Consider the following 19,504-nt stretch of genomic DNA (forward strand, 5'->3'; position numbering starts at 1 on the left):
TCATTCCCAAAACGCCAGCCATGCTCTAAAGAGCGTATCGACCGTCCGTCGTTTCCTCCGGCATCGCGCGGGAAAGGCGGACACGAGCAGGAGACGGGTCCGCAGACATGACTTCCGAGACTGAAAAGACCACGCTGCGCATCGCTGTCGCGCAATTGAACCCGACGGTCGGCGACGTCGCCGGCAACCTCGCCAAGGCGCGCGCCGCCCGCGAGGATGCGGCCCGGCAGGGCGCCGATCTCCTGCTCCTGACGGAACTCTTCATCTCCGGCTATCCGCCGGAGGATCTTGTGCTCAAGCCAGCCTTCCTGAAGGCCTGCCGCCGGGCGATCGACGACCTTGCCGCCGATACGGCGAAGGGCGGCCCCGGCGTCGTCATCGGTTTTCCGCGCCAGGACGAGACCGGGCGATACAATGCCGTCGCCGTGCTCGACGGCGGCAAGGTGATCGCGGTGCGCGACAAGGTGGACCTGCCGAACTACGGCGAGTTCGACGAGAAGCGCGTCTTCGACCAGGGCGCCATGCCCGGCCCGGTCAATTTCCGCGGCGTGCGGCTCGGCATTCCGATCTGCGAGGATATCTGGGGCGATCTCGGCGTCTGCGAGACGCTGGCCGAGAGCGGCGCGGAAATCCTGCTGTCGCCGAATGGCTCGCCCTATTATCGCGGCAAGGTGGACATGCGCCATCAGGTCGCCCTGAAACAGGTGATCGAGACCGGCCTGCCGCTCCTCTACGCCAACCAGCTCGGCGGGCAGGACGAACTTGTCTTCGACGGCGCGAGCTTCGCCTTCAACGCGGACAAGACGCTCGCCTTCCAGATGAGCCAGTTCGAAGAGACGATCGCGCTCACCACCTGGAAAAAGCACGGCGGGAGCTGGGTCTGCGACGGCGGGCCGATGTCGCGCATTCCCGAGCGGGAGGAGGCGGATTATCGCGCATGCCTTCTCGGCTTCCGCGACTACGTCAACAAGAACGGCTTCAAGAATGTCGTGCTCGGCCTTTCCGGCGGCATCGACTCGGCGATCTGCGCGGCCATCGCCGTGGACGCGCTCGGTGAGGAGCGGGTGCGCTGCGTCATGCTGCCCTACCGCTACACATCGAAGGACTCGCTGAAGGACGCGGCCGATTGCGCGAAGGCGCTCGGTTGCCGCTACGACATCGTGCCAATCGAGGCGCCGGTCAGCGGCTTCCTCTCTTCGCTCTCCGAGCTTTTCGAGGGGACGGACGAGGGGATCACCGAGGAGAACCTTCAGAGCCGCGCGCGCGGCACGATCCTCATGGCGATCTCCAACAAGTTCGGCTCGATGGTCGTCACGACCGGCAACAAGTCGGAAATGTCGGTCGGCTACGCCACGCTTTACGGCGATATGAACGGCGGCTTCAATCCCATCAAGGACCTCTACAAGATGCAGGTCTACGGCCTGTCGCGCTGGCGCAACGGGCATGTGCCGCCGGGCGCGCTCGGCCCCTCGGGCGAGGTCATTCCGCACAACATCATCGACAAGGCTCCGTCCGCGGAACTGCGGCCCAACCAGACCGACCAGGATTCGCTGCCGCCTTATCCGGTGCTCGACGACATCCTCGAATGCCTCGTCGAAATGGAGATGAGCACGGAGGAGATCGTCGCGCGCGGCCACGACGCGGCGACCGTCCACCGCATCGAGCACCTGCTCTACATCGCCGAATACAAGCGCCGCCAGTCCGCGCCGGGCGTGAAGATCACCCGCAAGAATTTCGGCCGCGACCGCCGCTACCCGATCACCAACCGCTTCCGTGACCGGGGGTAGTTTCGCATTAACCGTTGCAAGCAAAAGGCGGTGGTGTCGATTGCGACGGCGCCGCCTTTTGTTATCGTTTCCGCAAAATGGCGGAGGCGATGGCCATGACGGTGCAGCATGTAGCGGTTCTCATCGATGCGGAGAACGTGTCGGTCTCGGCAGCGGCAAGGATTGTCGACGAGGCGGCACGGCACGGCCTTGTGCGGGAGCGGCGGCTCTATGGCGACTTCGCGCGGCAACATCTTGCTTCCTGGCTTGACGCCGCGCCGCGCCATGCACTGACGCCGCGCCAAACGGCCGGGGGCACGACAGGCAAGAACGGTGCGGACATCGCGCTCGTCATCGATGCCGTCGAAATGCTTTGCCGGAACGAGGTGGACGTCTTCTGCATCGCCACCTGCGACGGAGACTTCACGCAACTGGCGATGCGCATCCGGCAGGAGGGAAAAACCGTTATCGGCCTCGGCAGCGCAGCGGTGTCGGCCCATTTCAGGCAGGCGTGCGATGCTTTCGTGGAGGTGGCGAAGGGCAGCAAGCCGGCAATTGTCTGCACCAGGGCCGCGCCGCCGGCAAGCAATGCATCTGCGCCGCGCAGGCTGGAGGCCGATCTCCTCCAGCGGGCCTTTGTCGCGGCGCCGCGGCTGGATGGCGGCGATTGGGTTGGCCTGCCGGACATGATGAAGGCCTTGAAGGAATGCGCGCCGGGCTTTGAGGTCAAGACCTACGGGCATAGCCAGCTTTGCAAGCTGCTCGCCTTTTCCGGCGCCGAACTGGCCGACAGCAACAGGAAGGTGCGCGTCGGCAAGTGCGCGCTGAAGAAGGTTGTCGATAACGGGCAGCCTTCCGTTGCAGTCGTGGGTTAAGCTTTCGCTCACCAGCCTGTTTAAGCGAATTTTGCCGTCTGTCCGCTAGCCTTCCCCCAACAATCCGGAAAACCGGATGGCCGGACAGGGGAAATGATGGCGGGCAGGGCGGAAAAGGGGCGGGCGAGGCGACGGCGCGGTGTCGGGACGGCAATCCGGATGACGGCCGTCATGATTGTCGTTCTGTTCGGCGCCGCCAATTATCTCGTCCTCGACCATGCCATCGACCGGTCCGACAGCTTCGTCATCGAGACCGAGCGCACGCTGGTCCGCAACGAGTTCAGCCACCAGATCGATCAGGTGGTGCAGTATCAGAGCCAGCTTTCCTTCTGGGACAAGACCTTCAGGGAACTGGCGAACGGCATGCCCGGCGAGGCTTTCGTGCATGACCAGATCCGCGACTGGATGTGGTCGGATTTCGGCTTCTCATGGATGATCTTCGCCTCGCCGGATGGGGAAAAGGTTCTCGGCGTGCATCGCGGCGAGAAGGTCTCGGACCGCAAGGCCCGCGAGAAGCTGCAATGGGTGAGCGATCTCACCCGCAAGGCCGAGCGGGCCTACCGCAATGCGCTTTCGCCCGATCGGGGCGGCTGGCAGGTTGCCCCCGCAAAGGAGGATCCCGACCTTCTGACGCCGGCGCTGCCGCAGATCCACGTCACCGGCATGCGGCTCATCGAGGGCACGATGAGCATCGTCGTCGTGCAGGCGGTCGTTCCGAAGACGCTCTATATCCCGGCAGGGCGTCTGCAGCCCACCCTGCTCGTCACGGTCAAGCCGATCTCGCAGAAGATGCTGGCCGATGCGGAACGGCGGCTCGGCGTGCATGGCCTTGCCTTCGTTCCCATCGTCAGCGTGGAGCCCGGGTTGGCGATGACGTCTGTCGGTGCCGATGCCTATAATCCCATGGTCGCCTCGTGGCGTCCGAACATGCCGGGCTCCTTCGTCTGGCACTCGGCGTTGCCGCAGATCGCGCTGTTCGTGCTGGTCTTTGCCGGCGTGATGCTCTTCGGTGCGGCCCGCTTTGCCGCTCTCGTCCGGGCGCTGCAGCGCAGCGAGGAAAAGAATGCCTTTCTCGCCCGGCACGATCCGCTGACAGGGCTGAGGAACCGCAGCGGCTTCGACGAGGACCTGCTTCACGCCGAGGGCGCGGGCAAGGGCTTTTCCATCCTCTCCATCGACCTCGACCGGTTCAAGGCGGTCAACGACCGGCATGGCCATGTGGCGGGCGATATCGTGCTGCAGGCCGTCGCCCGTCGCTTTTCCGACCGGGTCGGCGGGCAGGGCTGCGTGGCGCGGCTCGGCGGCGACGAATTCTGCGTGCTGCTGGCTGGCGAGCATGACCGCGAAAGCCTTCTGGCGCTGGCCGGCAACCTCGTGCTCGATACGCAGCTGCCCATCGCCTATGGCGCCCATCTGCTGCTGATCGGCGGCAGTGCCGGCATCGCGCAGTTCCCGGTCCATGGCGGAACCGTTCACGATGTCATGGTGAAGGCCGACGCCGCGCTCTATGCGGCCAAGAACGCCGGCCGTAACCGCGCCGTCCATGCCGGCGACATCGAGAACGTCGCGAGCACGCACGCCGCCTAGCGGATAAGGTCGGCCGGAATATTGAAGGGCGTCACCACTTCGACGGCCGAGAGCCGCGCCGGGCCGCCGGCCTGCCGCGGGCGCTTTCGGGCAAGCACCGCCTCGAAGACCCGCCGCGCATCCGTGCGCAGGTCGTGGTGCAGCACGAAGGAGAGCTTTCCCGCCCGCAGGAGATCGAGATTTTCGGCATCGAGGTCATGCCCGACATAGATCCGGCAGGGTCTTGCCGCCGCCTCGAAGGCCGAGAGCACGGCGCGGTTTCCGCCGCCGATGGAATAGACACCGGCAATGTCCGGGTGCCTTGCAAGGGCCGCGGCGACGAGGGCACCGGTCGCCGTATCGCGGCCGAAACCCTCGCTGACTTCGACGATGCCGAGTTCGGGATAGCACTCGCGCATCAGCCGGCGAAAGCCGATCTCGCGCTCCTCCTCGCCGCGGAAGCGGTTGGAGCTGAGCGTGACAAGGATATGGAGCCTTTCGCCCTTCAGCCGCTCGCCGATGAGATAGGCCGCCGTTTCGCCGGCGGCGCGGTTGTCCGCGCCGGCATAGGCGGTGCGCGGCGTGTTGGGCAGGTCCGTCACCAGCGTGACGACGGGTATTCCCGCCGCTTCCAGCCGGGCGACCGCGCCGGCCACTTCCGGCACGTCCGCCGCCTTGAGCGCGACGCCGTCGGTGCCGCGCAGGCGGATGCGGTCGAGCATCTGCGCCATGTCCGCCGGGCGGATGAGCTCGGCGAAATGGAAGCGCGCACGGAAAACGGCGGCGGCGAATGTCGCCGCCTCGCTTTCGAAGGCGCGGCGCACAGCGCTGGTGAAGCGATCCGGCGCCTCTATGACCACGTCGATGCCATGCAGGCGGGCGGGACTGTCCTGCGCCGCGGCTTGGCGTTCCAGCTCGATGATGGCCGCATGCACGCGTGCCGCCGTCTGCCGGCGCACGCCCGGGCGGCCGTTCAGCACGCGGTCGACGGTCGCCGTGCTGAGGCCGGCCTGGAAGGCGATGTCCTTGACGAGGAAGGGATGGGCCATGGCGTTCCTGATGGATTTTTGATGGTTTCCCGATCTATCGCGGATCGGGGTAGGCCGTATAGTTCCCGTTCGATATCGCATGCCGCCGGATATCCGCTTTTCGAAGGAAAGCCTTCCGAAACAGATGGATGGCCGCCACGGCTAAGAAAAAGAGTCAATGGGAAGCGGCCTCGTGACGAGGCCCGGAGGAGGAATGCAATGAGCGATGGTGCACGACTCGACGGCAGGATCGCCGTCGTCACCGGGGGGACGCAGGGGCTCGGCGCGACGATCGCCCGGCTTTTCGCCGAGCGCGGCGCGGCCGGCCTCGTCATCTGCGGCCGCAACGCGGCCAAGGGCGAGGCGAAGGCGCGGGAGATTTCGGAGATGACGGGCGTGAAGACCGTCTATGTGCAGGCGGATCTCGAAAAGGTCGACGATGCAAGGGCGGTGATCGCCGCCGCGGACAAGGCTTTCGGGCGCATCGACGCGCTGGTCAATGCCGCCGCCCTCACGGATCGCGGCACGATCCTCGATACGAGCCCGGAACTCTTCGACAGGATGTTCGCCGTCAATGTGCGCGCGCCGTTCTTCCTGATGCAGGAGGCGATCAAGGTGATGCGGCGCGAGAAGATCGAGGGCACGATCGTCAATATCGGTTCCATGTCCGCCAAGGCGGGCCAGCCCTTCATCTCGACCTATTGCGCCTCCAAGGGCGCGCTGGAGACGCTGACGAAGAACACGGCCTATGCCGTTCTGCGCAACCGCATCCGCGTCAACGGCCTCAATATCGGCTGGATGGCTTCCGAAGGCGAGGACCGCATCCAGCGTGAATATCACGGTGCGGCGGAGGACTGGCTGGCGAAGGCGGCGGCGGCCCAGCCGTTCGGCCGGCTCGTCGATCCGGCGGAAGTGGCGCGGGCCTGCGCCTATCTTTCCTCGGCGGAATCCGGCCTGATGACGGGTTCGGTCATCTGCTTCGACCAGTCGATCTGGGGCGCCTATGACGGCTCGCCCCATCCCGAAGCGCCGCTCTGAGCGGCCGGCCGCCGGCGTCAGTTGACGTCGGCGTCGGCCGGGCGGCCGAGGTCGATGGCGGTGGAGTTCTCCGGCAGGAAGACCGGGCCGACGGTGCGCACCTTGCTTTTTGCGGGATCGTAGTCGCGTTCCTCGACGGCGACCGGCGGCTTTTCGGCGACCGTTTCCTTCTTCGGCAGGGTGCGGATTGTGGTGACGGAACCGTTCTTGCCGCCGCCCGCTTCGCCGGTGCCGGCGGTCGTGCCGTTGCCTTCGACCGCCTTCTCGCGCCTGATCATCTCCTGATAATAGGCCGAGAGATTGCAGCCGCAATCGCCGGGTCTGGAGAGATCGCGTGTGCGGTAGGCGAAGGCGTTCTGTAATTCGTAATAGGGGCGCCCGGTGACCGTCGAGGTCATCTGCTCGGTTTCCTGGCCGCTCGACATCGACTGATAGAAGAGCTCCGTCGGCGTCTGCGGGCACATCATCTCGCAGACCTTCTGGTCGCGGCGGAAGTCGAGGGGCGTCGCGCTCGAGGAGATCGGGAAGAAGCCGCCGTCGCAGGTGCGCACGCAGACGGTGCGCAGGTTGCCATGGCCTGAGCTGCCGCCGAGCGAGCGCAGCTCCAGCCGCTCGCTGCCCTCCGGCGCCGTGCCGAGCGGCAGGGTGCGGGTGTCGTCGAGCGTGCGCAGGGGCTCGGTCGCGGCGACCGGCATGATTTCCGGCTCGTCGTTGCAGCCATTGGCCTCCAGGGCCGCAAGCAGGCGGTTCCGCTTGCCTGAAGATGACACGCCGCCGGCAAACTCCCGCCGCTTGCCGTCGAGCACCTGGATGTTCTGCTCCATGCGGCCGATGACGGAGGCGAGCGTCGCGCAGGCATCGGCATTCGGTCCGCCGATCACGATGATGCTGCCGCTGGAGCAGCGCAGGCGCCGCTGGTCGCTCTTCGCCTTGCGCAACTGGATGTTCTGCCGGGCGATCGCACTGGCATATTTGCGGGCGCTCGCCGTGTCGACGACGACTTTTGGCAGGTTCGCAAGCTCGGCCCGGATGCCCTCGCACACGCCCGCCGCCGCCGTGCCGCCCGAAAGGATGAGCGGCAGGCCGGCGAGAGCGGCGAAAAGAAGACGGGCACGTGCCTTCACGTCGATCGATCCCTGAATGCTTGAATTCCTTGGGCCTGAAGGCCGTTTTCGAGGCTTCATCATAGGCCGCGCGGAGGGGATCGCAACGTTCTCCCGCATTTGTGATTAACGGGCCTGCCTTGCAACCGCCGCCGCAGGGCCCTAGATATCGGCCATCGTCAATGCCGACCGGATGGTGCGCCATGGAATTCGACCCGACCGCAAACCGACTTCGTTTTGTCCTCGGGGAAATCCGTATCCATGCCGCATTCCATCACACTTTCGAAAATCACGTGGTCGACGCCTGACGGGCACACGCTTCTTTCCGATCTCGACCTGACCTTCGGCTCCGAGCGCGCCGGCCTTGTCGGCCGCAACGGCGTCGGCAAGACGGCGCTGCTGAAGCTCGTTACCGGCGATCTTGCGCCGCAATCCGGCTCCGTCACGGTCGACGGCACGCTCGGCCTCCTGCGCCAGAGCGTGCAAATCGCGCCGGACGAAACGGTTGCCGATCTCTTCGGCATTGCCGAAGCGCTCGACCTTCTTGCCCGCGCCGAGCGCGGCGAGGCGAGCGCCGAGGCGCTTGCCGGGGCCGACTGGACGCTGGAGGCCCGGCTTGCCGCCGCGCTCGCCCGCGTCGGGCTGGAGGCGGAGGCGGGAACGCCGCTGGCCGCGCTTTCCGGCGGGCAGGGGACGCGGGCGGCGCTTGCCGCCCTCATCTTCCGCGAGCCGGATTTCCTGCTGCTCGATGAGCCGACCAACAATCTCGACCGCGATGGGCGGCGGGCGGTCATCGACATGCTCGCCGGCTGGCGGGCGGGCGCCATCGTCGTCAGCCACGACCGCGAACTTCTCGACACGATGGACGCCATCGTCGAGCTGACAGGCCTCGGCGCGACGCGCTACGGCGGCAACTGGAGCGCCTATCGCGCGCGAAAGGCGCTGGAGCTTGCGGCCGCGCATCGCGACCTTGCTGACGCGGAAAAGCATGCGGTCGATATCGCGCGCACAGCGCAGGCCGTTGCCGAGCGCAAGGCACGCAAGGACAGCGCCGGGCGCCGCAAGAAGGCGCGAGGCGACATTCCGCGCATCATGCTGGGCGCGATGAAGGAGCGGAGCGAGCTGACGAGCGGCGCGAATGCGCGGCTTGCCGAAAGCCGGCAGGCGCAGGCGGCCGAGGCGGTGACGACGGCGCGCGAGCGCATCGAGGTCCTCCAGCCGCTCACCGTCTCCGTGCCGCCGACGCATCTTCCAGCAAGCCGGACGGTGCTGCGCATGGAGGGCGTGACGGCCGGCTATCTGCCGGAACGGCCGGTGATCCGCGACCTTTCCTTCGCGATGACCGGGCCGGAGCGGGTCGCGGTGACGGGGCCGAACGGCTCCGGCAAGACGACGTTCCTCGCGCTCGTCACCGGACAGTTGCAGCCTTGGCAGGGGAGCGTGCGCCTCTTCACCGATGCCGCGATGCTGGACCAGCGCGTCAGCCTGCTCGACCCGGCGCTGTCGATCCGCGACAACTTCCGGCGCATCAATCCCGAGGCCGACGAGAATGCCTGCCGCGCGGCGCTGGCGCGTTTCATGTTCCGGGCGGATGCGGCCTTGCAGGTCGCCGGAAGCCTGAGCGGTGGGCAGATGCTCCGCGCCGGCCTTGCCGCCGTACTCGGCGGGGCCAGGCCGCCGGCGCTTCTCATCCTCGACGAGCCGACGAACCATCTGGACATCGATTCCATCGAGGCGGTGGAGGCGGGTTTGCGATCCTATGACGGCGCGCTGCTGGTAGTCAGCCACGATGAGCCGTTCCTGCAAGCTATCGATATCACGCGCCGGCTGGAACTCTGAACGAAAACGGCCGCCGGAAGGCGGCCGTTTCATAAGGCGGATGGCGCGGCTCAGGCCGGGTTGGAGGCTTCCACCACGGCGAGCGCGGCCATGTTGACGACACCGCGCGAGGTGACGGACGGCGAGAGGATGTGGGCGGGCATGGCCGCGCCAAGCAGGATCGGGCCGACATGCAGGCTGTCCGTCATCGTCTTCACCACGCCGAGCGTGATGTTGGCGGCGTCGAGGTTCGGGAAGACCAGCAGGTTGGCCTCGCCGGTGAGCGTCGAATCCGGCATGACGCGCTGGCGCAGCACCTCGGAGATCGCCGAATCGCCGTGCATTTCGCCATCGGCTTCCAGCGTCGGGTCCACCTGGCGGACGATCTCCATCGCCTTGCGCATCTTGAAGCTGCTATTCGAATCCCGCGAACCGAAATTGGAATGCGAGACGAGGGCGGCGCGGGGCGTGATGCCGAAGCGGCGGATTTCCTGCGCGGCCATGACGGTCATCTGCGCGACCTCCTCGGCCGTCGGGTCCATCGTCACATAGGTGTCGGTGAAGAAGGTGGCGCCGCGCTGCGAGATGAGCAGGCTGAGCGCGGAGAAGTCGAGCACGCCTTCCTTCTTGCCGATGATCTGGCTGACGTCGCGCAGGTGCTTGGCGTAGCGGCCTTCGACGCCGCAGATCAGCGCATCGGCCTCGCCGCGCTTGACGGCGAGCGCGCCGATGACCGTCTGGTTGGTGCGCACGATGGTGCGGGCGGCCTCCGGGATCACGCCGCGGCGGCCGACGATGCGGAAATAGTCGTCTACATAGTCGCGGTAGCGCGGATCGTCTTCCGGGTTGACCACGGCGAAATCGGTGTTCGGGCGGATGCGCAGGCCGTAGCGGTTGAGGCGCGCCTCGATGATCTGCGGACGGCCGATGAGGATCGGCTTGGCGATCTCCTCTTCCAGCAGCACCTGCGCGGCGCGCAGCACGCGCTCGTCCTCGCCTTCGGCGAAGATCACGCGCTTCTTCTCGGCCTTCCTCGCGGCGGCGAAGATCGGCTTCATGATGAAGCCGGAGCGCCAGACGAAGCGGTTGAGCTGGTCGAGATAGGCGTCGAAATCGGTGATCGGCCGCGAGGCGACGCCGGTTTCGGCCGCGGCGCGCGCGACGGCCGGCGCGATGCGCAGGATGAGGCGCTGGTCGAAGGGCGAGGGGATCAGGTAGTTCGGGCCGAAGCTCGGCGTATCGCCGGAATAGGCGCGGGCGGCAACGTCGGACACTTCCTCGCGGGCGAGCGCGGCGATGGCCCGCACGGCCGCCATCTTCATCTCCTCGTTGATCGTGCGCGCGCCGCAATCGAGCGCGCCGCGGAAGATGTAGGGGAAGCAGAGGACGTTGTTGACCTGGTTGGGGAAATCGGAGCGGCCGGTGCAGATCATCGCGTCGGGGCGGGCGGCGCGCGCCTCCTCCGGCATGATCTCCGGCTTCGGGTTGGCGAGTGCCATGATCAGCGGCTTTTCCGCCATGCGCACGAGAAGCTCCGGCTTCAGCACGCCGGCGGCCGAAAGGCCGAGGAAGACGTCGGCGCCGTCGATGGTCTCGGAAAGCTGGCGCTTGTCCGTCTCCTGCGCGTAGACGGCCTTCCACTGGTCCATCAGCTCTTCGCGGCCCTTGTAGACGACGCCCTCGATGTCGTGGACCCAGATGTTCTCGACCTTCGCGCCGAGGGCGACGAGCTGGTTGAGGCAGGCAAGAGCGGCAGCGCCAGCGCCGGAAGCGACGATCTTGGCGTCGGGCAGCGACTTGCCGGCAAGCTCCAGTCCGTTCAGGACGGCGGCCGCGACGATGATCGCCGTGCCGTGCTGGTCGTCGTGGAAGACGGGGATGTCCATCTTCTCGCGGAGCTGGCGCTCCACCTCGAAGCATTCCGGCGCCTTGATGTCTTCCAGGTTGATGCCGCCGAAGGTTGGCTCCAGCGCCGAGACGACATCGACCATCTCGCCGACGGTCGGCGCGTCGATCTCGATGTCGAAGACGTCGATGCCGGCGAATTTCTTGAAGAGGACGGCCTTGCCCTCCATCACCGGCTTGGAGGCGAGGGGGCCGATATTGCCGAGGCCGAGCACGGCCGTGCCGTTGGAGACGACCGCGACGAGGTTGGCGCGGGCGGTATAGTCGGCGGCGGTGTTCGGATCGTCGCGGATCGCAAGACAGGGCGCGGCGACGCCCGGAGAATAGGCGAGCGCGAGGTCGCGCTGGTTGCCGAGCGGCTTGGTCGGGTTGATCTCCAGCTTGCCGGGGCGCGGATGACGGTGGAAGAAGAGGGCCTGCTGGTCGATGTCGCCGCTTGCGGGGCCGTCCTGCGTCCTCGATTTATCAGCCGTGCTCATGATACGTCCTGCCATATGCTGTTTTCGTCGCGGTTTCTCGGGGGCGAAGCCGCCGCAACGGTAAGTTTCCGGAGTCTTCCATAAAGCCGCAATCGCCGGCCTGTGCAATGCCTATTTGCTGCCGGAAAAGGCATAGGTGTGTCATCAATCTGAAACAGGAGTCTGGTTTTCAACGGGAGGAAAGCCGCCCGTCCGAAGAGGATCGCGGCGGCCGGCCACCCGGAGACAGACGCATGACCGCGACCCCCGTCGACCCCAATGTCCGCCACTTCCGCACGCTGTTCATCTCGGACGTGCATCTCGGATCGAAGGCCGCCAAGGCGGACTTCCTGATCGACTTCCTGCGGCATCACGAAGCGGAGACCATCGTGCTCGTCGGCGACATCGTCGACGGCTGGCGCCTCAAGCGCAACTGGTACTGGCCGCAGGCCTTCAACGACGTGACGCAGAAGCTCCTGCGCAAGGCCCGAAAGGGCACCCGCATCGTCTACATTCCCGGTAACCATGACGAATTCCTGCGCGACTTCCCCGGCACGCATTTCGGCGGCGTCGAGGTGGCCGAGCGCATCATCCACGAGGCCGCCGACGGTCGGCGCTACCTCGTGCTGCACGGCGACGAGTTCGACGTGGTGGTGCGCCATGCCCGCGTCGTCGCCTATCTCGGCGACTGGGCCTATGACGCGGCCATCGCGATCAACGTCGTCTTCGCCGCCATCCGCCGCCGGCTGGGGCTGCCCTACTGGTCCTTTTCCTCCTGGGCCAAGCAGCAGGTGAAGACGGCCGTGAACTTCATCGGCGAATTCCAGAGGGTCGTCGTCGAGGAGGCGCGCCGCAACGATGCGGACGGCGTCATCTGCGGCCATATCCACCATGCCGTGATCACCGAGATCGACGGCATCCGCTACATCAACAGCGGCGACTGGGTGGAAAGCTGCACGGCCATCGCCGAGCACGACGACGGCCGGATGGAGCTGATCACCTGGCAGCAGATGGCCGCAGCCCCCGTCGAGGTCCTGCCGGTCTCGCGCCAGATGCCCGCCATCGAGGTGCGGGAGCCGGCCGGCGTGGAGGCTGCGTAGGGGGATTTTCGTTAGGGCAATCTTTGGGGCTTGCCCCTCACCCTAACCCTCTCCCCGCAGGCGGGGAGAGGGAACTTGCCCCAAGCGACGTTGGGGGAAATTGGGGAAACCGGTGCGGCATATCCCCTTCGCCCCGCAGCCAAGGAGAAGGTGGCCGGCAGGCCGGATGAGGGGCGCGGCATCCATCGCGATTGCCGCTCTCGCGGGGAGGTGCCGCCTCGCAGAATTATCCGCCGCCACCCGCAGAAATAGCGGATTGGCGTACGTATATCGGCGTGATAGAGCGGAGGGCGTTCCAACGCAGGTTCCCCGCCAATGACTGCCCCTTCCGGGTTTACCGTGACCGCCGGCGCGCCGCCGTATTTTGCCGCGCGCATCGCCCTCGTCTTCTGCGCGCCGATGATGGTCAACGGCATTGCGCTGCCGTTCTTCCCGGTCTGGCTCGAAACCCTGTCGATGAACGATTTCCAGATCGGCATCGTGCTCGCCCTGCCGATGTTCGTGCGTGTCTTCACCGCGCCTGCGGCGGGCGTCATTGCGGACCGGATCGGTGAGCGCTCGGTCGTGCTCATGTGGTCGGGCGTGCTGTCGCTGGCGACGGCGCTCCTGTTCTTCGGCGTGCACGGTTTCTGGCCGGTACTCCTGCTCTATACGCTGCAATGCGCGGTCTACTCGCCCTATGTACCGATCACCGACGCCATCGCGCTTTCGGGCGTGCGGCGCTGGAATTTCGACTATAGCCGGATGCGGCTGTGGGGCTCGCTCGCCTTCATCGTGGCGACGATGATCGGCGGCTGGCTTGCCGGGCTCTATGGCGGCGCGATGGTGCTGCCGGCGATGGCCGCGGCCTTCGCGCTGACGGTGGTGGGGGCGGTGATCGTGCCGAAGATCGGCCGGCCGCGCCGTCCGTCCCCCATCGCGGCGATCGCCACCATGCCGGCGGCGCGCACGCTCAGGCAGCGCGACGTGCAGCTCATGCTGATCGGCGTTTCGCTGGTCAATGCGAGCCATGCCATGCTCTATGCCTTCTCGGTGATCTACTGGCGCAAGAAGGGCTTCAGCGGCACGGATATCGGCCTTCTCTGGAGCGTCGGCGTCCTTGCCGAGGTGATCCTCTTCGCCTGTGCCGTCCGGTTGCGGCGGCGATTCAATCTGTGGTCCATGATGATCTTCGGCTGTTCGGCTGCGGTCGGGCGCTGGCTGGTCTTTCCGCTCGAAATGCCGTTCGCCGGCTATTTCGTGCTGCAATGCCTGCACGCCTTCACCTTCGCGCTCCTGCATGTCAGCGTGCAGAGCCGCATGGTCGAGCGCGTGGCGGAGGAGCAGGAGGCGGCGGCGCAGGGGCTCTATTTCTTCTACACCGGCATCTTCATGGCGGCGGCCACCTTCATCTCCGGCTATGCCTTCAACTGGTACGGCGTCGACGGGTTCTATCTGATGTCCGTCATCGCGGCGGCGGGGCTCGTCTGCGTCGTCGCAGGGCGGTTCGCCGCGCCGCGCCTGGGCGATCAGCCCCAGAGCGTGGCTTCCGGCGGATAGACGTTCGAGCCTTCGTAGTGAAGGCCGGGTTCCCGGTCGCGAGCCAGCAGCAGCGGGCCGTCTAGATCGACGAAATCGGCGCCTTGCGCTAAAAGCACCGCCGGGGCCATGCCGAGCGACGTGCCGACCATGCAGCCCACCATTATCTTGAGGCCGTGGTCGCGCGCGGCCTGCCTCAGCGCCAGCGCCTCCGTCAGCCCGCCGGTCTTGTCGAGCTTGATGTTGACCGCATCGTAGCGGCCGGCGAGCGCCGCCACGTCCTGCGTGCGGTGCACGCTCTCATCGGCGCAGACCGGGATGGGGCGCGCATGGTCGCGCAGCGCCGAATCGCCCCCGGCGGGAAGCGGCTGCTCGACGAGGGCGATGCGCGCTTCGGCGCAGAGCGCGAAATGATGGGCGAGGTTTTCCGGCGTCCAGCCCTCGTTGGCGTCGAGGATGATGGCGCTTTCCGGCGCGCCGGCGCGCACCGCGCGGATGCGGGCGGCATCGTCCGGCGTGCCGACCTTGACCTTCAGCAGCGGCCGCCAGGCATGTTCGGCCGCCTGGCGCTGCATCGCCTCCGGCTCGCCGAGCGAGAGCGTATAGGCGGTGACGAGCTTTTGCGGAGCGGCGGTGTCGATGACCTGCCAGGTCGGCACGCCGGAGAGTTTGGCTTCGAGGTCCCAGAGCGCGCAGTCGAGGGCGTTGCGCGCCGCGCCTGCGGGCATGGCGCGGGCGAGGTCCTCCCGGCCCATGCCGTCCTCGATAGCGCCGCGCATCGCCTCGATGGCGTCGAGCACGCCGGCGACCGATTCGCCGTAGCGGGCATAGGGCACGCATTCGCCGCGGCCGGAAAGGCCCGAGGCGCCTATCGCGCAGGTCACCACCTCGGCCGTCGTCTTCGCGCCGCGCGAAATGGTAAAGGCCCCGGCAATGGGGAAGCTTTCGGTTTGGGCGAGGAGTGTGCGGCGCATGATCAATCCTGACAGGGCAGAAAATTTCGGGGCGGAGTGAGGCTTTCGGCGGTTCGTTCGGTGACAGATGGCCGGCGAGCCGGTAAGACAGGCGCATGTTGTCCCAAGCACGGGAAGATGCAAGAGACTTGACCGCCGCCAGCCCCACAGCCGAAATCGCGACCGAGCGCCTGCCGGACAATGGCGGGGAGATCTGGCGTCTCTCTGGTCCCTGGATCAACACGACCGCCGTCGCCGCCGGCAAGCGGCTCGACAAGATCGCGAGCGGCGAGGGCGGGACGCTCGAAATCGATCTCAGCGCCGTGGACGAGATGGACACCGCCGGCGCCTGGCTGCTGCGCCGCGCCATCACCGCGCGGCAGGCCAAGGGGGGCGAGGTCAGCGTCAGCGACCACAAGGGCACGCGCTATGCCGACCTGATATCCGCCCTGCCGGAAACGCTCGCCGAGCCCGGCGAGGACAAGCGCCCGCCCGGCACCCTGTTCGAGCGCCTGTTCGCGCCGGTCGGCAAGATCATGTACAATCTCTGGGACGATGCCGTCGCGGCGATGTTCATCCTCGGCTCGGCGGTGCGCGGCGCGCAGCTCAAGCTCGGCCGCAGGAGCGGCGTATCGCCGGCCGCCATCGTGAACCAGATCGACCATATGGGCGTGCGCGCCGTGCCGATCATCCTCCTGATGTCCTTCCTCATCGGGGCGATCATCGCGCAGCAGGGCGCTTTCCAGCTCCGCTATTTCGGCGCGGAAGTCTTCGTGGTCGACCTCGTCGGTATCCTCCAGCTCCGCGAGATCGGCGTGCTGCTGACGGCGATCATGATCGCCGGCCGCTCCGGCAGCGCCATCACGGCCGAAATCGGCTCGATGAAGATGCGCGAGGAGATCGATGCGCTGAAGGTCATGGGCCTCAGCCCCATCGGCGTGCTCGTCTTCCCGCGGCTCGTCGCGTTGACCGTAGCGCTGCCGCTCCTGACAATCATCGCCAACTTCGCGGCCCTTGCGGGCGCGGCGGTCGTCGCCTGGGCCTATTCCGGCATCACCTTCGACACGTTCCAGTCGCGCCTGCGCGAGGCGATCGACCTTTCGACCATCGTCTCGGGCATGATCAAGGCGCCGTTCATGGCCCTCATCATCGGCATCGTTGCCTCGGTGGAGGGCCTGAAGGTCGGCGGCAGCGCCGAATCGCTCGGCCGGCACGTCACCGCCTCGGTGGTGAAGGCGATCTTCGTCGTCATCCTGGTCGATGGGCTGTTCGCCATGTTCTACGCCGCTATCAATTTCTAGGGATGCCCATGGATCCGGCAAAACAGGACGACGTGGTGCTCTCGGTCAAGGATCTGACCGTTGGTTTCGGCAGCAACATCGTCCTCGACAGGCTCAACCTCGACATCTATCGCGGAGAAATCCTCGGCTTCGTCGGCGCGTCGGGCACCGGCAAGTCGGTGCTGATGCGCACCGTGCTGCGCCTCCTGCCGCGCCGCTCGGGCAATATCCGCATCTTCGGCACGGATTTCGACAAGGCATCGGAAGCCCAGAGGCTGGCGCTCGACATGAAGCTCGGCGTGCTCTTCCAGCAGGGCGCGCTATTTTCTTCGCTGACGGTGAAGGAGAACATCCAGGTGCCGATGCGCGAATATCTCGACCTGCCGCAGGCGATGATGGACGAGCTGGCGCGCCTCAAGATCGAGCTGGTCGGCCTTGCGCCCGAGGCGGCGGACAAGTTCCCCTCCGAGCTTTCCGGCGGCATGATCAAGCGCGCGGCGCTGGCCCGCGCGCTGGCGCTCGATCCGGCGCTGGTCTTCCTCGACGAGCCGACCTCGGGCCTCGATCCCATCGGCGCGGCGGAATTCGACGAGTTGATCGCCAAACTGCGCGACACCCTTGGCCTCACCGTGTATATGGTGACTCACGACCTCGACAGCCTGTTTTCGGTATGCGACCGCATCGCCGTGCTCGGGCAGAAGAAGGTTCTGGTCGAAGGCACGATCGAGGACATGCTGGCCTTCGACGATCCGTGGGTGCAGTCCTATTTCCGGGGCAAGCGGGCACGGTCGATCGTGCGGAAGCAGGAATAACGGGACCTTTCGGCCCCGGCGAATAGAATTGCGGCAGGATGGACGCATGGAAACGAAAGCCAACTACGCCCTCGTCGGTTTCTTCACCGTGCTGGTCATGGCGGCCGCCTTCGTCTTCGTCTACTGGATGTCGCAATACGGGCGCGGCGGTGACATGGCGCAGCTGGCGATCCGCATTCCGGGCTCGGCCAACGGCCTTTCCGTCGGCTCGCCGGTGCGCTTCAACGGCATTCCCGTCGGCTCGGTGCGCAGCCTCGCCATCGATTCCAAGGATCCGCGCTTTTCCGTCGCCATGACGGAGGTGCTGACGAGCGCGCCGGTGAAGAAGTCGACCAGCGCGGTGCTGGAAGTGCAGGGCCTGACGGGCGCGGCCTATATCGAACTCGGCGGCGGCAATGCGGGCGATCCGAACATCCTGCGCGAGGCCTTCGACAACGAGACGACCGCCGTCCTCCAGGCCGAGCAGTCGAGCGTTACGAACATCCTTTCGACCGCCGACAAGATCCTGAAGCGCGCGGACACGGCGATTTCCGATATTCAGGGCTTCGTCGCCGATGCGCGTGGTCCGCTCACCAACACGATCCGCAACGCGGAGAAGTTCTCCGATTCGCTAGCGCGCAACGGCGAGAACATCGACGAGTTCCTGAAAAGCGTCGGCGGGCTGTCGGATACGTTCAGGAACCTTTCCGGCCGGCTGGACTCCACGCTCGCCTCCGTCGATTCGCTCATCAAGGCCGTCGATCCGAAGAAGGTCGAGGACTTCGTCGGCAATGTCGACAAGGTCAGCAGGGACATCGCGGACGCCTCGGGCGACGTGAAGGCGACCGTCGAGGGCTTCCGCAAGACGGCCGAGACCTTCGACGCCTTCGGCAAGCGCGCCAGCGAGACGCTCGACAAGGTCGATACGCTGATGGCTGCCGTCGACGCGCAGAAGGTCAGCGGCGCGATCGACAATATCTCAGTCGCGACGGACGATGCCCGCAAGGCGATCGCCTCCGTCACGGGCGTTGCCAACCGCATCGGCGAGCGCAAGGAAGACATCGACCAGATCATCACCGACGTGAAGCAGATGTCGAACAAGCTGAACGCCGCGTCCACGCGCGTCGACGGCGTGCTGGCCAAGCTCGACGGCTTCCTGGGCGAGGGCGATTCCGAATCGCTCTTCGCCGAGGCCAAGGCGACGCTGCAATCGATCAAGCAGGCCGCCGATACGCTGAACGGCCGCATCGGCCCCATCGCCGATGGCCTGCAGCGCTTCTCGGGCTCGGGCCTGCGCGACGTCGAGGCTCTCGTGCTCGACACGCGCCGGACGGTCCAGAATCTCGACAGCGCCATTTCCGGCTTCGAGCGCAATCCGCAGCGCCTGCTCTTCGGCGGCGACACCGTCAAGCAATATGACGGGCGCACCCGGCGGTAACGGCCCGAAGTGTGGCTCTATCCCCACATCGGGGAGGCCGCAGCAGGCGGACGCGAATTTGTCCGCTCGCGCAACCGTGACAGCGTGCCGTGCCGCTGCTACACATTGATTCCCAGGGTTTGAGGATGAAATGACGGTATCGGGTATGGAGTTGTTGCGGAACGGGACTGCGGCGCGCGCCGCTCTCATCGCCGTTCTGGCGGCAACGCTCGCCGCCTGCGGCGGGGCGCCTGCGAAGAACGACACGTTCAGCCTCTCGGCCACGGCCTCTGCGGAAGGCCCTTCGGCGAAGAACCGGCAGATCCTCGTGCCGCAGCCTTCCGCCCTCAAGGCAATCGACAGCGACCAGATCGTCATCCGCCCGTCGTCCTCCGAAATCCAGTATCTCGCCAAGTCGCAGTGGAGCGACAGCCTGAGCAAGATGGTGCAGGCGAAGCTCGTGCAGGCCTTCGAGAATACCGGCCGCGTCGGCGGCGTCGGCATGCCGGGGCAGGGGCTGGCCATCGACTATCAGGTCGTCACCGATATCCGCACCTTCGAGGTGCAGACCTCGGGCACGGCGACGGCCGTCGTGGAGATTTCCGCCAAGCTGCTCAATGACCGCAACGGCACGGTGCGCACGCAGAAGGTTTTTCGCGCGACGGCTCCGGTGCGCGGTGCGGATAGCACGGCTTTCGTGAAGGGGCTCGATGCGGCTTTTGCGACGGTGACCGCCGATATCGTCGGCTGGACGCTGAAGTCCATCTGATCCGGAAATGCCCCTCATCCGGCCTGCCGGCCACCTTCTCCCCGCAAGCGGGGCGAAGGGAGGGATGACAGGGATTCCCTTCCAAAGGACCTGAATGTTTCAGGAAAGGCAGGCATCCT

Annotated in this window: 15 protein-coding genes; 11 read left to right on the forward strand and 4 right to left on the reverse strand. The window is 66.4% G+C overall.

The genetic code is table 11. The features are described 5' to 3' along the window. Nucleotides 1–107 precede the first annotated feature (107 nt). From DSD28_RS09815 to DSD28_RS09825, 3 genes are all read left to right on the forward strand, one after another. Nucleotides 108–1,787, forward strand: a complete 1,680-nt coding sequence (locus tag DSD28_RS09815) for an NAD+ synthase (RefSeq protein ID WP_119256201.1) — start codon at nt 108–110, stop codon at nt 1,785–1,787. 95 nt (nt 1,788–1,882) lie between these two features. Beyond that, nucleotides 1,883–2,641 (forward strand): NYN domain-containing protein, encoded by a 759-nt coding sequence (locus DSD28_RS09820; RefSeq protein WP_162911332.1) that lies wholly within the window; start codon nt 1,883–1,885, stop codon nt 2,639–2,641. A gap of 171 nt (nt 2,642–2,812) precedes the next feature. Next, on the forward strand, nt 2,813–4,228 hold the full coding sequence (locus tag DSD28_RS09825; RefSeq protein WP_162911333.1) for a diguanylate cyclase domain-containing protein: 1,416 nt from the start codon (nt 2,813–2,815) through the stop codon (nt 4,226–4,228). Here DSD28_RS09825 and DSD28_RS09830 read toward each other — a convergent pair. Further along, the gene (locus tag DSD28_RS09830) at nt 4,225–5,256 is read right to left on the reverse strand and encodes a LacI family DNA-binding transcriptional regulator (protein ID WP_119256204.1); all 1,032 of its coding nucleotides are present in this window, start codon (nt 5,254–5,256) and stop codon (nt 4,225–4,227) included. The two genes, DSD28_RS09825 and DSD28_RS09830, sit on opposite strands and share 4 nt — an antisense overlap. 198 nt (nt 5,257–5,454) lie before the next feature. On the opposite strand from DSD28_RS09830, the gene DSD28_RS09835 reads away from it, so the two are divergent. Continuing rightward, nucleotides 5,455–6,273 carry an SDR family oxidoreductase gene (locus tag DSD28_RS09835; protein ID WP_119256205.1) on the forward strand — a complete coding sequence of 273 codons (819 nt, stop codon included), beginning with the start codon at nt 5,455–5,457 and terminating at the stop codon, nt 6,271–6,273. A 17-nt stretch (nt 6,274–6,290) separates the two neighbouring features. Here DSD28_RS09835 and DSD28_RS09840 read toward each other — a convergent pair whose 3' ends face one another. After that, nucleotides 6,291–7,397 carry a DUF2865 domain-containing protein gene (locus DSD28_RS09840; protein ID WP_162911334.1) on the reverse strand — a complete coding sequence of 369 codons (1,107 nt, stop codon included), beginning with the start codon at nt 7,395–7,397 and terminating at the stop codon, nt 6,291–6,293. 240 nt (nt 7,398–7,637) lie between these two features. Between DSD28_RS09840 and DSD28_RS09845 the strand changes: the two genes are divergently transcribed. After that, the gene (locus DSD28_RS09845; RefSeq protein ID WP_119256207.1) at nt 7,638–9,215 is read left to right on the forward strand and encodes an ABC-F family ATP-binding cassette domain-containing protein; all 1,578 of its coding nucleotides are present in this window, start codon (nt 7,638–7,640) and stop codon (nt 9,213–9,215) included. A gap of 50 nt (nt 9,216–9,265) precedes the next feature. Here the strand turns inward: DSD28_RS09845 and DSD28_RS09850 are convergent, their stop codons facing one another. Continuing rightward, nucleotides 9,266–11,578, reverse strand: coding sequence for an NADP-dependent malic enzyme (locus tag DSD28_RS09850; protein WP_119256208.1), 2,313 nt, complete (start codon nt 11,576–11,578; stop codon nt 9,266–9,268). Between the two features lie 233 nt (nt 11,579–11,811). On the opposite strand from DSD28_RS09850, the gene DSD28_RS09855 reads away from it, so the two are divergent. Both DSD28_RS09855 and DSD28_RS09865 read left to right on the forward strand, forming a co-directional pair. Further along, nucleotides 11,812–12,657, forward strand: a complete 846-nt coding sequence (locus tag DSD28_RS09855; RefSeq protein WP_119256209.1) for a UDP-2,3-diacylglucosamine diphosphatase — start codon at nt 11,812–11,814, stop codon at nt 12,655–12,657. Between the two features lie 315 nt (nt 12,658–12,972). Then, entirely contained in the window at nt 12,973–14,196 is a 1,224-nt protein-coding gene (locus DSD28_RS09865) for an MFS transporter (protein ID WP_119256211.1), read from the forward strand. Here the strand turns inward: DSD28_RS09865 and dgcA are convergent. After that, the gene (dgcA, locus tag DSD28_RS09870; RefSeq protein ID WP_119256399.1) at nt 14,166–15,149 is read right to left on the reverse strand and encodes an N-acetyl-D-Glu racemase DgcA; all 984 of its coding nucleotides are present in this window, start codon (nt 15,147–15,149) and stop codon (nt 14,166–14,168) included. The two genes, DSD28_RS09865 and dgcA, sit on opposite strands and share 31 nt — an antisense overlap. Nucleotides 15,150–15,244: 95 nt before the next feature. On the opposite strand from dgcA, the gene DSD28_RS09875 reads away from it, so the two are divergent. The 4 genes from DSD28_RS09875 (at nt 15,245) to DSD28_RS09890 (ending at nt 19,385) form a co-directional block, all read left to right on the forward strand. After that, a complete protein-coding gene (locus DSD28_RS09875; RefSeq protein ID WP_119256212.1) occupies nt 15,245–16,429 on the forward strand; it encodes an ABC transporter permease in 1,185 nt (394 codons plus the stop codon). A gap of 8 nt (nt 16,430–16,437) precedes the next feature. Further along, a complete protein-coding gene (locus tag DSD28_RS09880) occupies nt 16,438–17,220 on the forward strand; it encodes an ABC transporter ATP-binding protein (RefSeq protein WP_245424796.1) in 783 nt (260 codons plus the stop codon). 46 nt (nt 17,221–17,266) lie between these two features. Further along, entirely contained in the window at nt 17,267–18,637 is a 1,371-nt protein-coding gene (locus DSD28_RS09885) for an MlaD family protein (RefSeq protein WP_119256214.1), read from the forward strand. A gap of 130 nt (nt 18,638–18,767) precedes the next feature. After that, nucleotides 18,768–19,385 carry an ABC-type transport auxiliary lipoprotein family protein gene (locus tag DSD28_RS09890; RefSeq protein ID WP_432430850.1) on the forward strand — a complete coding sequence of 206 codons (618 nt, stop codon included), beginning with the start codon at nt 18,768–18,770 and terminating at the stop codon, nt 19,383–19,385. Nucleotides 19,386–19,504 lie beyond the last annotated feature (119 nt).

Origin of the sequence: Shinella zoogloeoides (assembly GCF_003574625.1) — a bacterium.
GTDB lineage: Bacteria > Pseudomonadota > Alphaproteobacteria > Rhizobiales > Rhizobiaceae > Shinella > Shinella zoogloeoides_A.

What these genes read in the sequence shown, in the direction of transcription:
- DSD28_RS09815 (WP_119256201.1), top strand. Translation starts at nt 108, where the DNA reads ATGACTTCCGAGACTGAAAAGACCACGCTGCGCATCGCTGTCGCGCAA.
- DSD28_RS09820 (WP_162911332.1), top strand. Translation starts at nt 1,883, where the DNA reads ATGACGGTGCAGCATGTAGCGGTTCTCATCGATGCGGAGAACGTGTCG.
- DSD28_RS09825 (WP_162911333.1), top strand. Translation starts at nt 2,813, where the DNA reads ATGATTGTCGTTCTGTTCGGCGCCGCCAATTATCTCGTCCTCGACCAT.
- DSD28_RS09830 (WP_119256204.1), bottom strand. Translation starts at nt 5,256, where the DNA reads ATGGCCCATCCCTTCCTCGTCAAGGACATCGCCTTCCAGGCCGGCCTC.
- DSD28_RS09835 (WP_119256205.1), top strand. Translation starts at nt 5,455, where the DNA reads ATGAGCGATGGTGCACGACTCGACGGCAGGATCGCCGTCGTCACCGGG.
- DSD28_RS09845 (WP_119256207.1), top strand. Translation starts at nt 7,638, where the DNA reads ATGCCGCATTCCATCACACTTTCGAAAATCACGTGGTCGACGCCTGAC.
- DSD28_RS09850 (WP_119256208.1), bottom strand. Translation starts at nt 11,578, where the DNA reads ATGAGCACGGCTGATAAATCGAGGACGCAGGACGGCCCCGCAAGCGGC.
- DSD28_RS09855 (WP_119256209.1), top strand. Translation starts at nt 11,812, where the DNA reads ATGACCGCGACCCCCGTCGACCCCAATGTCCGCCACTTCCGCACGCTG.
- DSD28_RS09865 (WP_119256211.1), top strand. Translation starts at nt 12,973, where the DNA reads ATGACTGCCCCTTCCGGGTTTACCGTGACCGCCGGCGCGCCGCCGTAT.
- dgcA (WP_119256399.1), bottom strand. Translation starts at nt 15,149, where the DNA reads ATGCGCCGCACACTCCTCGCCCAAACCGAAAGCTTCCCCATTGCCGGG.
- DSD28_RS09875 (WP_119256212.1), top strand. Translation starts at nt 15,245, where the DNA reads ATGTTGTCCCAAGCACGGGAAGATGCAAGAGACTTGACCGCCGCCAGC.
- DSD28_RS09880 (WP_245424796.1), top strand. Translation starts at nt 16,438, where the DNA reads ATGGATCCGGCAAAACAGGACGACGTGGTGCTCTCGGTCAAGGATCTG.
- DSD28_RS09885 (WP_119256214.1), top strand. Translation starts at nt 17,267, where the DNA reads ATGGAAACGAAAGCCAACTACGCCCTCGTCGGTTTCTTCACCGTGCTG.
- DSD28_RS09890 (WP_432430850.1), top strand. Translation starts at nt 18,768, where the DNA reads ATGACGGTATCGGGTATGGAGTTGTTGCGGAACGGGACTGCGGCGCGC.